At 58.0% G+C, this 14,252-nt stretch carries 11 protein-coding genes and 1 pseudogene; 9 read left to right on the top strand and 3 right to left on the bottom strand.

Going from position 1 to position 14,252, the window contains the following annotated elements; genetic code table 11:
- Positions 1 to 1,197: 1,197 nt before the first annotated feature.
- From AAHB17_RS23400 to AAHB17_RS23385, 4 genes are all read left to right on the top strand, one after another.
- Positions 1,198 to 2,316: a ParM/StbA family protein gene (locus AAHB17_RS23400; protein WP_342133474.1), complete on the top strand. Its 1,119-nt coding sequence runs from the start codon at positions 1,198 to 1,200 to the stop codon at positions 2,314 to 2,316.
- Positions 2,317 to 2,889: a hypothetical protein gene (locus AAHB17_RS23395; protein WP_342133473.1), complete on the top strand. Its 573-nt coding sequence runs from the start codon at positions 2,317 to 2,319 to the stop codon at positions 2,887 to 2,889. It abuts the gene before it with no gap.
- A gap of 103 nt (positions 2,890 to 2,992) precedes the next feature.
- Complete coding sequence (locus AAHB17_RS23390; RefSeq protein WP_342133472.1) at positions 2,993 to 3,397, top strand: hypothetical protein; 405 nt, start codon at positions 2,993 to 2,995, stop codon at positions 3,395 to 3,397.
- Between the two features lie 698 nt (positions 3,398 to 4,095).
- On the top strand, positions 4,096 to 5,175 hold the full coding sequence (locus AAHB17_RS23385) for a CAP domain-containing protein (protein WP_342133471.1): 1,080 nt from the start codon (positions 4,096 to 4,098) through the stop codon (positions 5,173 to 5,175).
- Between the two features lie 358 nt (positions 5,176 to 5,533).
- On the opposite strand, the gene AAHB17_RS23380 is transcribed toward AAHB17_RS23385, so the two are convergent.
- The 3 genes from AAHB17_RS23380 to AAHB17_RS23370 all read right to left on the bottom strand — a co-directional run bounded on the left by AAHB17_RS23380 (position 5,534) and on the right by AAHB17_RS23370 (position 8,916).
- Positions 5,534 to 6,073 carry a hypothetical protein gene (locus AAHB17_RS23380; RefSeq protein WP_342133470.1) on the bottom strand — a complete coding sequence of 180 codons (540 nt, stop codon included), beginning with the start codon at positions 6,071 to 6,073 and terminating at the stop codon, positions 5,534 to 5,536.
- 112 nt (positions 6,074 to 6,185) lie between these two features.
- Positions 6,186 to 6,407 (bottom strand): hypothetical protein, encoded by a 222-nt coding sequence (locus AAHB17_RS23375; protein ID WP_342133469.1) that lies wholly within the window; start codon positions 6,405 to 6,407, stop codon positions 6,186 to 6,188.
- Positions 6,408 to 6,483: 76 nt separating this feature from the next.
- Positions 6,484 to 8,916 (bottom strand): AAA family ATPase, encoded by a 2,433-nt coding sequence (locus AAHB17_RS23370; protein ID WP_342133468.1) that lies wholly within the window; start codon positions 8,914 to 8,916, stop codon positions 6,484 to 6,486.
- 282 nt (positions 8,917 to 9,198) lie between these two features.
- Here AAHB17_RS23370 and AAHB17_RS23365 point away from each other — a divergent pair, with 282 nt between their 5' ends.
- The 5 genes and pseudogenes from AAHB17_RS23365 to AAHB17_RS23350 all read left to right on the top strand — a co-directional run.
- The gene (locus tag AAHB17_RS23365) at positions 9,199 to 10,392 is read left to right on the top strand and encodes a hypothetical protein (RefSeq protein ID WP_342133467.1); all 1,194 of its coding nucleotides are present in this window, start codon (positions 9,199 to 9,201) and stop codon (positions 10,390 to 10,392) included.
- Positions 10,393 to 10,397: 5 nt separating this feature from the next.
- Positions 10,398 to 11,210: a GSU2403 family nucleotidyltransferase fold protein gene (locus tag AAHB17_RS23360; protein ID WP_342133466.1), complete on the top strand. Its 813-nt coding sequence runs from the start codon at positions 10,398 to 10,400 to the stop codon at positions 11,208 to 11,210.
- Positions 11,211 to 11,863: 653 nt separating this feature from the next.
- Entirely contained in the window at positions 11,864 to 12,190 is a 327-nt protein-coding gene (locus AAHB17_RS24815; protein ID WP_446719647.1) for a helix-turn-helix domain-containing protein, read from the top strand.
- Positions 12,187 to 13,401 carry a type II toxin-antitoxin system HipA family toxin gene (locus AAHB17_RS23355; protein WP_342133465.1) on the top strand — a complete coding sequence of 405 codons (1,215 nt, stop codon included), beginning with the start codon at positions 12,187 to 12,189 and terminating at the stop codon, positions 13,399 to 13,401. Before AAHB17_RS24815 ends, AAHB17_RS23355 begins: the two co-directional genes overlap by 4 nt.
- 115 nt (positions 13,402 to 13,516) lie before the next feature.
- Positions 13,517 to 14,252, top strand: a pseudogene (locus tag AAHB17_RS23350) (IS5 family transposase); the annotation flags it as partial.

Genomic DNA, 14,252 nt, shown 5'->3' with positions numbered 1-14,252 from the left:
AATGAAACAGCCAAAGTGAAAGGCTGTTTCGGGTCGTGTGTCGCGAAGAGGTCGCGACGGCCAGATCCGCCGGGGGGCGGTCGTTGCTTGATCCATCCAAGGCTCTGTAAGCCAATTGGTTCTGCATCGTTGGTTCCAAGCGGCATCACCAGCGGTGACGGCGGTATGGCTCCCCGAGGGGAAAACGATGCAGAGGTTGGGTCGTTGTTCTGGTGCTGGATCCGTAGACGCAGCAAGTACCACCGGTAAGGGTGGCCGAGGCTGGAAACCTCTTTGTACGATGCTTGCCCACGTCGCAACGTGGACTTGTCAGCTGTCCCAGGACTCATCAAGGAGTAGGGACGCCTTCTATAGGCTGCCAAAGACGACAGCCTCACTGCCAGCGCTACCGCTGACTACAGCCGCCCAAAGGACCGCTGCCTGAAAAAACCTAGAAGTACATGCTGCTCGGCAGCTCGATCGGACACATGGTCGATGTATCGGAAGTATACATCACAAACATATGAAATCCACAAAAATTGTTGAATCGGAAAACGAATCTCAGGAGCACCCTTGACGCAACTCTTCGTATAGGTTGTTGTTTTTGCAGGCGTTTTCAGTCACTCTGTATGTGGTCCCAGTAGAGCTGCTTATTTTTTGAGCAGTTGTTTTCTATGCGTGTCTAAGTTGGGGAGCACCGTTGTCACGCGAAAGCATTACCGAAAGGGACATCTCTTTCGCCTACGAGCCGCAGATCACCTGCACAGCCAAACGAAAGGGGGAGCGCCAACTCGGGCCACCTAGGGCCAACTCCAGCCAGCTCAAACATGTCACTAGGCCAACTCAGGCCAACTCAGGTCATCTAATGCCAACTCAAAGTTACCACTAAGCCAATTGAGGCCAACTCAGGCCCACTCAGGCCACCTCAAGTCGGGCAAGCCTGTGCTCTGCAACGGCACAGAGCAAATCTGCACGCCCGACGGCTAAACGTCGCCAGGGCGAAAACGCGGACAAGACAACGATGACAACCGATAACCCGCCATCTACAGGCGCCGTCACTTCAAGCAGCCTCGGTCGGGGATGACTGAAGCGCCAACACATGACTCCGCCCCCGGTTGCGGCTGGTGCACGAAGCATCCCCAAAGGAGGCAAATCGCAAAAACTTGCGTTTCATTCAGAGCAAGTGCTTCCCAGGGAGCACTTGCTCAAGTGAAAGCGATGACAACCTGCATAGAGTTGGGCATCACCAACCACACCGCACAAGCTATGCAACAAGCTCGCTCATTGATCCTCAAGCACATTGGCGTCGACGTCGGCTTCTACACAACCAAGTACACCACTGGTCGCTCCTCCGGAACGGCCAACATAGGCTCAAAAATCCTGACTGGCTCCTTCCCGTCGCTGACCGCTCCATCGTTCGGCCACAGACTCGCAATGGCTAGCGAATTGGACGGTGTGAATATCAAGCTCCAGTACCAGAGCTATTTTGTTGGTCAATCGGCATGTGACCTCGTCGACGCGGCGGGCGTCTACCGAGTAGCCAGCGAGAACTACTGCAAAACGGAAGAGTACAAGGCTCTAATGAAAGGCTCCTACTGGCACATCGCCCGGCACCACAAGGTTTCTAGAGCCCTACAAATTGAAAACCTGGTTGTTGGTCTGCCACTGAACACTGTGTTCGAACATGCAGACTTTCTGGAACAGCTCTGCACGGGCAGTCACGCCCTCCCTGCCCCGCACAATCCAGCCGAGCAAATCTCGGTTGAGGTAGGTAACGTGATGGTTGTCGCGCAACCGCAAGGCGCTGTCGTCAACTACGTCAGCGAACTCCCTGCCGGGAAGATCCAACCAAACCACCTTGTTCTCGTTTTTGACATGGGAGGAGGCACGTTTGACTGGTTTGTCTGCAAAGGCGATTACAACCCTCGCTACAAGGTGAGTGGCGCACATAACGTCGGCACACTCAACTGCGCCGCTGAAGTATGCGCAAAGATCAAAGAATCGCTCAAGCGCAATCCGATCGCGATGGAGCGAGCAGATATCGCACTGCGAACTGGCGCCAAGACTTTCGATCTCGGAGGGGAAACGTACAACACCGACGACTACTGGCCGCAAGTCATCGCGTTGATGAGTACCGCGTTGTCACAAGCGCTCAGCATGATCGGCGATCTCGAAGGCATTGATCACGTCGTCCTGACCGGTGGCGGATCCCCAATTCTCGCCAGAGCTCTCGCTTCGCTTCACCCCGGGCTCGCGAAGCGTGCGAGACAAGACATTGATCCGGTCTACGGCAACGTTCGGGGATTTCATCGTATTGCCGAGATGTGCTACGAGTAAATGATGCCGCAGGAATACAGCACAACAGATCTGCGTCGCCTACGCGTAACCATTCGCGTTTTTTCAGCGACAAATCCCTACCTCCATGCTCGCCTTCAAACAGTCCCAGCGAGCGATCGCTGCCAGGTACTTGTCGAACTCAGCGCGCATGGGGCACGCTTGGTGGGAGACGGTAATTCGGCTATTGCACTGCTTGAAATCGGTGAGGCGAACCATACTGAAGCCGCACCGATTGATGTCGCTGTAGACGTTCGTCTATCCCATGCCCGGGAAGCTGCGCTTTTGAGCTGCCTTGCAGGGATTCGACAGAGGCATACATCAAAAAAATTAGCTGCGCTTGCCAACTATGCCCTATCAGTATTCAAGAGCCAGCATTCTGAAGTTGCTAGTAGTCAAGGCCGACCTTCGTTAGCACTAGTCGACGACCGACGCAAAGTGCCTCCAGCGCCTAATCCGTCGCAAGGCGTCACTGCAGATCCTGAATCGGATGTTGCCCAAATCGTGGCCTCAAAGGGCGATACCTTCAGTCATTTTCATCACAAGGGCAGGAAAACGCGTCGCGATCAAACCTGACAACTTTATAGGCTGCACGTTCACCCCCTTGCGCGATTCAATAAGTGTGGGATTCTTTCCTCACGGGACCAACTCAACGGGCCCAGAGAGAAAGGTACACACCGTGAACACTCAACCGAAATGGACCCACGCCTACCGACGCAATGCGTTGACCCTCAATCCGGACCTCGTAGCAAAGGTCGATCGTGAAATTGCGGACGACAACGCTCACGCCAACGAAATTGCGCTGGCCGCACACTGGATCTTCACGGACCACACCTACACCAAGGCCCTTGCAGATTTGGTCCAAGCTGCGCGCAACGGCTCTATGGATGCCAGCGCATGCAACCGTCAGAGTGATCGTCAGCTTGCCGCGAAGCTCCTGCAGGACCATGGCTTGTGGGACACCCCGGCACCAAGAACCATCTGGGAAAAAACCCGGTTTCTGAGTCGCTTCCCCTGCACCTACTCCGAGCTCCTCGTTCGAGCTCGGCGCCATTTGAACTATGAACGACTCGCGAGCCGCTAGCACCGCCACGGCCGCTTTTTCTCGAGTTGACTGTGTTGACCAAGCCGCAGTGCCACCTTTTTGAGCATCTCGCGCCTTGCTCAAAAAATGCCGGTACTCCACGTCGCTCATGTTGCTGGTCCCACCATCCTACTCAATCTGGAGTCACAACGATATCAGCACGCAGGCTCGTTGCGAGCAGGTGGTTTACTTGGTGTTTGTGGGGAGCCACGGGCACATTACACCACCGGCGGAGCGCGCAAAAAGTTGCGCTTGGCCTTGTGTAAAGGCGCGAGATGCGAAAGCCACTGACGGTGAGAAGTCTCGTCGTCCATGCGGGCCAAGATTTTGTGAACCAGGTCGAGTTCGTGGCGGTACGGGGTTGGTGGCGCGTTGCATGGCCGAGTTGAGTGTTCGCTACAGCAACATGACCGCCAGGTCCCATCGTTTCCCGTCTAGGTGGAGGGCGATGTGTTCCAACAAATTCTCGATGCAGTAGGCCGGGGACTGTGCCAAGTGCAGTGTAAGCGCGCGGCAAACTCCACCTTTAGCCGTCCAGGACTCTATCCACGACATCCCTTGTCCTTCGCCGAACCGGACAAAAAAAAGTTTCGATTCGTTTGTATTGGGGTCTTGCGCGTTTGAGGTTCTAACGTATTTTGAATGTGAGAGAACCACAACGGTCCTCTCTCATACTCAAACGACAAAGGATGATCTTGATGCAAACTCGCTTTTTGGTAGTCACAATGGCCGCTACGTCAGTTCTACTATCTGCCTGTGGTGGTGGTGCAGTCGAAGACATGCCCATTGTGTCCGCCGGTACATTGCCTCTGCAGACAGTTGCAGCGCCCGGTTCTTACTTCACTCCGGGACTAGGCGAGGCAATGGATTTTTTGAACCGAGAACGCCTTCGTTGCGGTCTCGGCGCTTTGAATCAAAACGCCATGTTGGATACAGCGGCGAAAAATCACGCCCTGTATGTCAGCACCCGTAGTAACTTGGGTGACCCGCACTGGGAGACCCCAGGTGAACCAGGATTCACTGGCATCACACCCACCGATCGCGCTCAGGCCATGGGATATTCGGCCCTAGGCGGTGAAGTTCTTGAAGTGGGCGTTTTACCGTGGATGGAACGCGATGGTAGCTATCTGACGATGACGGATTTTCCCATCCATGCGATCCGCTCGGATCTTGCGGCGCCGTATCACGGGATGGCTCTGATCTCATCGGCCGTTGACATTGGAATGGCCCTGGAAGGGCGCAATGACATAGTCAACGGCTATCAGACCGTCATCATGAGCTTCTTCTCGACCCTTGGGCGCGGAGGCTCGACGTTGGGTCAAGTACCGAAGGAGCCCACCGTGCGCACGTTTCCCTGTGAGGGAACAGAAGGAATCCAGCCGGCCCTCTTTGGTGAATGGTTGCCGACTGGACCGATCTTTCCAAACCGGCACCCGAACACGCATCCCACTGGTCATCCCGTCTACGTTGTGGGTGAGCACGGAACGCATCTGACCATCGATTCCGCGGTCATCACCCGGGTGTCAAACGGGCAGAATGTCCCCGTCTATGAAATCCGCACCCAAGGCACAGATACCGTGCACGGAAGCCTGTACCGTGAGCCTTGGGTCGGTTTCGTTTTCCCCGACGTACCCTTCGTGCCCTTCCAAAGCTACCGTGTCCGAGTTGCGGGAAAAAGCGACGCAAAGCCATTTGTGAAGGAGTTCACATTTACTTCCGGTCAGTATGGGCACTATGACGAAGGTATTGTCCGAGCCCTTGGTCTCCCGACCCGATAGGTCGTCTCGCGTGCAGCGCCCTAGCGGGGTGCCACGCATGGTGACCTACTGTTGTTGACAAGTTGCGCGAGTCTGGACGAACCGCCACGCATTGATCTCGACCCCGAAGCACCGATGGACCTTGATGGCCATCGGTGTTCTTGCATGGGTTTTCCTTTTCCTCTCGCCCCTATCGAGTCACGACACAGACATTGGTGGACTGCGTCCCTTTAGGTGGCAAATCATGACGGGCAACGAGTTCTGCGCGATCGAGATGCCCCGTTACACCCTGTGCGGCGGCGGAGTCCCGTCTACCAGGTCGGACACCATCGGCGCACCAGGCAGACGATTCAAACCCGGTTTGCTTTATCAAAGGTTATCAATTGGGCACTGTGTTCTTGTCCATCGTCTGGACGGCGGCCGCCGCAACTTTCGGGAAAATCAGGTTCAGTGCGTCAAGCGTTTGGCTCTGGATGTGACGCTGCAAGGAGAAGACCGGAAGGAAAATGATGCTGCTCGGTGTGAGGATTTTTTTGTCGTTGGCGATCATGATGAACTTGCAGTAGTGGTCCCGTATGCGGATCGCCCAGGCGGATTGCGGACCGCAACGCTCTGCTCTGTCCGGGCAGGTGGACCACACGCTTGGCCAACCGAACTGAGGGGCGTGTGCCTTTACGAGCGACATGACGTCTTTTTTGATCGTCGCGGACCCCAACTCCCAGGTTTTCCGACTCGCGTGGAGCATGACCAGGGGCACTGCATGGCCAGGGGCTTGCTGGGCATACAGCTGCCAGCTCAGGGCTTCTGCATGGATCAGGTTGGACAGTTGGTTGGATTGTGCAGCCGTTGCTCGGTAGTAGTTAAAAAGGATCCCATTCTCCAGCGAAGGGTGGTTGTGGTCGGATTCGGTTTCGTTCATGTCCGAGGTTTTTCAAGGGGGTTGATGTAGAAGGTGCTCATTGCCGAAGGCGTGTCCACGTTCAGGGTGGGTTGTGCGCCTTGGGTGGTTGGCGGTGGCAGGCCCCGGTGGCTCATGGATGCCGTGCTTTCTGTGACCGCTTTCGTCGGCGGGCGCGTTTGCGTATGGGCGCATCGCGGCTGCGTTGTCGGTGTGGTGTACCGGATGAATTCGGGTTGGCCAGGTGTTCTTGGTCGCTGAGCCGCGCGGCCCGCCAGAACACAGCCAGCAGCAGCCAGGCGAGCAAGATGCCGCTGACCATGAACCATTTGAGGCAGAAATGGGTGTCAAACATGGTTGAATCTGTGACGACCGAAGTCACCGCTGTTTGTTGTGTGTCGTTTGAATTCCGGCCGAGAGGGAACGCCTCCTCAGGCCTGGCCGATCACGGTTTGCATCGCCTGGCGGAAGTCGTGCGCCTCCAGCACAACGGCACCTGTACTGTCCCCTGTCCGGTGGATGGCGACGTTGAGCGCGTGCTGCAACACCCCTTCCACGTTGGCGATGGGCTGCCCGTGTAGCGCCCTGGCCATCGTCTGTTCGTCCAAGTGGGTGCTGACGCACCGCTGGCCCCGTTCACGTACCTCACCTATTGACGTGGTTTCAGTGCGCTCGCTTCCGTCGCTTCGGCCCAGTTGAACCTGCCGGCGCTTCAGCCATGCCGTGATGTGCTGGGCACATAGATCCAGGGTTGGGGGCGAGAAAAGGAGTTTTTCGGTGAAGCGGCCGGCCCGCAGCAGCGCAGGGTCGATCTGCTCGGAGTGGTTCGTTGCCGCAATCCACACCAGGTCCTTGACCTTCTCCTCGGTGCCATCCATAGTGGCCAGCAGCTTGTTGACCATGTCCGGACGGCTGGAACGCTGGCGTTCGCGCAGCAGGTCGTCGGCTTCGTCGATGAAGATGATGGCCGGGCGCAGGTCCTTGGCCTGACGGAACACCTTGTCCAGTTTGCCGTGCTCGACCAGCAAGTCGGGGCCGGCCACGCTCAGAAAAGCCCAGTTCGCCTCTCGCGCGATGGCCTGGGCGGTGGCGGTCTTGCCGGTGCCCGCCGACCCGTGGAACAGGATGCCGGTGGGCAGGGTGCCGCCACGGGCTTCCGTAGTGTGGGTGTTTTTCAGGCGGCTCACGATCATGTCGATGGTGTTGCGCATCTGGGGAGCGAACACCATGTGTTTGAGCCGGCGTGAGTCGGCCGCCACCCTGCCCTTTTGGCCTTGTACTGTGCGCAGGGCAAGCATCCATTCGTCGTGACCGATGAGTGTGCGGTGGTGGGTGCGGGCGATGTCGGGCAAGGCCCGGCACACCGCATTGAGCCGCGCCACAGAAAACCCGTTCCAGCGTTTGGCGACACCGACCATGGCCTTGTCGTCGACCTGCAGGCGCTGGCCGTGTTTGCGCACACCGTCACGCAGCAAGCCGATGCGTGCGGTCTGATCCGGGGGTGTCACTTCGATTTTGAAATCAAACCGACCTTCCCGCACGGCGGCTGTATCCAACAGGTCCAAGTAGTTGGTCGCCCCGATCAGGATGACTCCCGTGCGGCGAAGTGCCACCATCTCGGTGAGCATGACGTTCGTGACCAGCGGCATTTCCGCGTAGCTGCTTTGGGCGTCCCGTGATTTGAGGAACGAGTCGATCTCGTCGATGAACAACACGCACGGTGCGCTGGCGCGGGCCAGAGCGAAGGTTCGGGTAAGCAGGGCAGGTAGCTCGCCAATCCATTTGGATGCGACGGGCCCGTAGGTGACTTCCAAAATGGCAATGCACAGTTCGCCGGCCAGGGCCTCGGCAAGAACTGTTTTGCCGTTACCGGGCTCGCCGTGCAGGAGGATGCCGTTTCTGGGCACTGGCATGTGGGCGGGCATGTCATGTGCGTGGTAGTTCAGGATGGGGCCGGCATGGGCCAGCATGCGGTCCTTGAGTTCGTCCATGCCGTGGATGTCATCAAAGGTCTTGGTGGGCGCGCGGGGCGCAAAAGGTACGAGGTAGTCGTTGGGCAAACCGGGTTTGCCGGCGGTGTTCGTCTGTACCGGTGCCTGTCCGTCTGGATGCGGTGGCGCATGCTGGGGTGGCGTGACCGGCGCCAATGGCGGCTGTGGCCGCTCAGATCGAATCTGAGCCACCTGACGCCGCACGATCAACTCGTCCTCTTGTGTCCACCGTACAAAGGGCCAGGCCGGCTCCCAGCGGGCCAGCCACAGCTGCAACAGCCCAAAGACCATAAAAACCAGGCCATTGGTGGCGAGAGCCATGCCGTTGCCTCTCACCCACTCCTGGCTGAGAAGCTCGGCAGGCAAAGGTTGCACCTGGTGCGAGATGTCAAACAGCAGGGCCGGCAGCAGGCAGACGGTGCCGACGCACACGGACAGCAAACCCAGTTTTCTGTCGGGGCGCGGAAAAAAGTCCACACGCGCAATGAGTGGGTAGGTGCGAGGGGCGCACCACGGCACCCTCAGGATTACCTCGAGGGCGTAGTCGATGCCATTGAGCACGAAGATGCCCCATGTGGCCAGAAGGATGTAGGCCCAGACGCTCAGGGCACCCCACGCGGCCGCCCAGCTGCTTGGGCCATGGTAGGCGGCCACGATCAGCAGGAGCCCGACGTAGTGCGTTGGCAGGATTTCCAGCAGGCCTATCGGGTAGGAAAGCAGCTTGCGCATGGGGCCGATGGTCCAGCGGGCGAGACCTCCGCCCCACAGGCCGTACAGCGTGCTGTCGATGAGGTTGTGTGGTGCTGCGCGGTGTCTTTGGATGCGGTCGTTTTGGTCTGGCATAGGAATGATTGCGGTGGTGTGCTCTTTCAAGCTACCGCAACATCCGTTTTGCGCAAGACCTCAAATCGCGGGTTTTGGCGGGTTTTTTGCCAACTGAGTTCGATCAGGTGTCAAGACCGAATAGCCTGATCCGTGGTAAGGCGATGCGGACGAATTTGGTCGACGAACTGTGATTCTGAGCTTCCAATTTCTTGGCGGGAATCTCAAAAAGAAGTTCCGGAGACGGATCGGCGTTCGGCAGGTGGCGTTGCCCGTTCTGCTCCTTGCGGAGGCCCGGATGTACGAAGTCAGAGTCACCAGCAAAACATGGCCATGGTTGACAACATGGCCATGTTAGATAAAATGGCCGTGTTAAAACCCATTTATATGCCAGCCCGTCTTTCGTCCAGCAAACGTGTCGTGCATTCTGAGCAATACGTTGCCGACTTCTTCCGGTCGCGCGGTTGGTCCGTGGAGGAGCCGCATGATGGCCCGCTCAGCGCTGACTTGGTCATCCAACGCGGTAAGCACCGATTCATCGTCGAAATCAAGGCATTATCCGAAGCCCGCCCAGACCGCGTACTGCCGGTTCTCTCGATGGCGATTCTCCAAGCCAAGTCCGCAGCCGAGCTGTCCGGCAATGCCCTTCCCCTCGCACTCATCTTCGTGCCGGAAGCATCGCTGTCTTTGGTGAAGCACGTGGAGGTGTTTGCGCAGAAGTTCGCGAAAGATGTACCAGTCGGCGTGATCTCGGAGCGCGGTGAACAATATTTCAGTGGTGAAGCGTTCCAACAGCTGAACCGATTGCCAGAACAACCAAGCCGCTCCTCGACCAGCCGCCCATCACAAGCCATCAACCTGTTCTCGGACCTCAACCAGTGGATGCTGAAACTCCTCCTGGCGTGGGAATTGCCGAACGGCTTGCTGAACGCCCCCAAAAGGCAGTTCAAGAGCGGCACCGACCTGGCCGAAGCTGCGCAGGTCTCTGCCATGAGCGCATCCCGGTTCCTGCAGCAACTGCGCAGCGAGGGCTATCTGAGCGACTCATCGCCTCATCTGAAGCTTGTTCGTCGCGAGGAGCTTTTCCGCCGTTGGGGCGCAGCGGCGATGCGCACATGTCCAGAGATGCCATGCCGCTTTCTTCTACGAGTTCCCACTGCTCAGCAAATTCGAGGCTTGTTAGGGCACCATCCCACAGACGCCTGTCTTGGACTTTTTGCCGCTGCCGATGAATTGGGCATCGGGCATGTCAGCGGCGTGCCGCCGTATGTCTATGTTCCCAAGCTGCCCAAAGTGGCGGCATCGGATTGGCCCGGTCTCATGCCGTATCCATCTGATCGACCGGACTTGATCTTGCGGCAAGCATCTTTTCCGCAGTCCACTTTCAGGGGAGCCATCAATCACGACGGACTCATGGTCACGGACATCCTCCAGGTATGGCTGGACGTCATGAATCACCCAGCAAGGGGAGTTGAACAAGCTGGGCTGATCTACAAGAAATATCTCCTGCCACTCATCGGCAACTGAACCTGATGAACGACCTAGAAGCCTTCGCGAAACTGGTCCAGGCTTTGGCCGCCTGGCGCCAGCAACTGATCTTCATCGGTGGGTGGGGCCATCGTCTCCATCGCCTGGACCCGCGGGCCGATCGACCAGACTATGAGCCTGTGTTCACTCGTGACACGGACCTCGCCTTCGCGAACAGGGAGCCCATCGAGGGAGACATCAAGCAATCGCTCTTACAGCATGGATTCCAGGAAGAGTTGAGCGGCGATCATCGACCGCCGGCAGCCCATTACACACTTGGGGACGAGGCCGGCGGTTTCTACGCCGAGTTCCTGACACCTTTGGCGGGAAGCGGCCGCAGACGAAGCGGAGAAGCCGACGCGACCATGACGAAGGCCGGCATCTCGGCCCAGAAGATCCGACACCTGGACGTTCTTCTGGTCGATCCTTGGATCATTGGTCTGGGCCAAAAAGAAGGCGTCCCGCTGCCGCAGAGATTGGATGTCCAGGTAGCCAATCCCTTGTGTTTCATGGTCCAGAAGTTCCTTATCCAGCAATACCGACCGGCGAACAAACGAGCCCAGGACGTGCTGTATATCTACGACACGATCGAACTCTTCGGCGGACTGCTGGACGAATTCAATGCGCACTGGAAGGCGCGCGTTGCACCGGCGCTCGGCGGCTTAGCCGATGACGTGCGAAAAATCAGCGCTCAGACATTCAGTGAAGTCAACGACATGGTCCGCGACGCCGCGCGTATTCCTGCGGATCGCAACCTACCCCCTGAACAAATTCAGGCGACGTGCAGCTACGCTTTCGAGCGCATGCTGCGATCGTAGATTGTTCAGTACGGGCAGGTTGTTGCCGCCCTCGTGATCGACCTATCGCCGCCGAAACGCCTCCCCTGGCGATGCCGGTTTTCTGTTTTCACTCAGCTCAAACAAACATTCCACGTAGGCACGGGCAGCGCATTGCCATGCAGCTGCGAGAGGGTGGCATCAATACGGTGCTGGACTTGGTGCGCATGGACACGGCCACGGTCAGAAAACGCCGGAACGTGACCCTGGAGCGCACCGTGCGGGAGGTTCAGGGCATGCCGTGCATCGACCTGGACGATGCGCCCGCACCCAAGCAGCAGATCGCCTGCACTGGGTCGTTCGGGCGGCGAGGGCTTGATCGTTCTATACAGTCCGCTCACTTGGGGTCGACCGGCCAACAGCCGACGTGCACCTTTTGGCCTGGTAAGACGATCGTGGCAGAGACAGTCTGTCCGCATTGGCTAGACTGAACCCGGTTGGCTCACAAGGGCGGTACACACCCTGCGACGGACGTGAAGCTGCAAGTCTCTAAATCTGCGTTGCGAGGTCGTCCAAATGTGCATTGAAGTACCGTCTATTTCTACCATGAGGTACGCTAGACGGGCTCTTGATGTTCTCTGCCCATTCAATTAAAGTCCTTTAAAGAGGAATTTAATAGCACAATAGCTCCCTTTATGAAACATTCACCTGATCCAGTGATGCTCCCCTACGAGGTAGAGGAGGCGTTGACCACATTGGGCGGACGAGTGAGTGCCGTGCGTCGCACGCTGGGGTGGACGCAAGAGGACTTGGCGGCCAAGGCGGGGGTGAACAAGAAGACGGTCCTCAATGTGGAACATGGTCGGTCTAGCGTGGGGATCGGGCACCTATTGAACATTCTGTGGGCCTTGGATTTGATAGGCGAACTCCTCCCGGCGTTGGCCAGGCTGGGCAAAACCGATGAGGCGGTGAGCATGCTTGAGCGCTCACTGCCAAAACGGATTCGTGGGACGCGCCCATGAGCGACGCCTTGAAGCCGGTGTGGGTGTGGCTCCCCGGGCAGGTACAGCCTACTCAATGCGGTGAGTTCGAGTTGCAGGGTCAGGTCGGGCGGTTTCATTACTTGGCTGACTACCTGAAGCGTGCTGATGCCGTGCCACTGGACCCGCTGCACCTGCCCTTGAAACGCTCTGAGTTCTGGGCCAGGGAAACGCGACAGGAAGGCTTGTTCGGAGTGATCCGTGATGCACGTCCGGAGGGCTTTGGGCTGGCGTTGTTGGAAAAGCGCCATGGCCGCGAAGACTTGAGCAATATGGAGATGTTGGAGTTTGCAGAAGGCGATGGCGTCGGTGCGCTGGAGGTTTGCGACGACATCGAGCGTAAGACAGCCTTCAACGCACCGCACCTGACCCAATTGCTGGATGCCTTGCGTGACCTGCCCGATGAGCGTCCCAGCAGCCAGGCCGCCCGCGCGGTGCAAGGCATTTTTGGAACGAGCTTAGGTGGGGAGCGGCCGAAGTTGACCGTGGAACACCAGGGGCAGCTGTGGATTGCCAAGCTACAGGACCGTGGCGATGGACCCAACAACCCCTTGCGAGAGTACGTGGCCATGACGCTGGCCCGGGAGTGTGGAGTCAATGCGGCTGAGGTGGAATTCCACCTTGAAGGTCATCGTCAGGTGTTTCTGGTCAAGCGATTTGATCGGGACGTCTTACCCGGTGGGGACGTACAGCGACATCTCTACGCCAGCGCGCACACCTTGCTGCGATTGGACAAGGAAGCAGCTGGCGCACGCAATCGGTCGTTTGTGGTGCTCGCACATGAGCTGCAGCGTTGGTGCGCTCGCCCGGGAGTGGATATGTCGGCAATGAAACACGAGTTGTGGCGCCGCGTTGCCTACAACTCCTTGTGCGGCAACTTCGATGACCATGCGAGGAACCACGGCTTGCTCTACAGAAATGGACAGTGGGGGCTGTCACCTGCGTTTGACATTGCCCCGTACCACAAGCCGTCCGGGATCCATGCACTCGGTGTGACCAAAAGCGGCGCGCGCGCGTCCAGCCTGAGCAACTTGCTCGAGTGCGCTACGCTGCTGGGAGTGAACAAAGATGAAGCACGAGACCATCTGCTCAGCCAGCAATTGAAGCTGGCTCAACGTTGGCCTGAGGTGCTGGAGAGTGTGGGGTTTTCACCAGAAGTATTGCGTTGCCCTGCGCAGACGTGGTGGGCATAGCGCTCTAACTATTAGTACTATTAGTGTTACTCGAAGGGTTGCACTTTTAGAAATTATCCGTAAATAGATAGAATATCAATCCGAACTGCAGCAAACGCTGCTTCGGAGTGATGCGTTGAGCAAACGAACTGATTCCTGGGTGGTAACGGACGAGTTCTGGCAGCGTGTTGAGCCGCTGATCCCTCAACGCGCGCTGGTGCCGGACAAGCAGTACGTGCGTAAGCCTGGAGCGGGTCGACCGGCGAAACCGGCACGCCAGGTGTTCGAGGCCATCGTGTTTGTGTTGCGCACAGGCTGCCAGTGGAAGGCACTGCCCGCTGAGCGCTTTGGCAGCGCCAGCGCCATCCACAAACGCTTTCTCGAATGGGAGAAGGCGGGCTTCTTTGAAGCAGTCTGGAAAGCCGGCCTGGCGGAGTACGACGACATGCAAGGCATCGCGTGGCGATGGCAAAGCGTCGATGGCGCGATGATGAAGGCACCCTTGGCACAAGAAGCTGTCGGCCCAAATCCGACGGACCGGGGGAAAAAAGGGAAGCAAACGCCATCTGCTGGTGGACGGCCGTGGCGTCCCGTTGTCGCTCGTCGTGAGCGGAGCCACCGTCCACGACTGCAAAAGGCTTGACGCGGTGATCGGCGCCATCGTCATCAAGCGCAAGGACCCACCCCACAGACGAAACAAACACCTGTGCGCCGACGCAGGCTACCGTGGTGCAGAGCATCTGCGCACCATCGAGGGTCACGGCTACATCCCTCACGTCGTCAGTCGCCGAACGGAGGCAGAGATTAAGAAGTGCACCCCGGAAAAGAAGGCCAGGCGCTGGGTTGTTGAGGTTTGCCATAGCTGGTTCAAC

This window comes from Hydrogenophaga sp. OTU3427 (assembly GCF_038440225.1).
GTDB lineage: Bacteria > Pseudomonadota > Gammaproteobacteria > Burkholderiales > Burkholderiaceae_C > Hydrogenophaga.
This window is presented reverse-complemented; position numbering and strand designations above follow the sequence as displayed.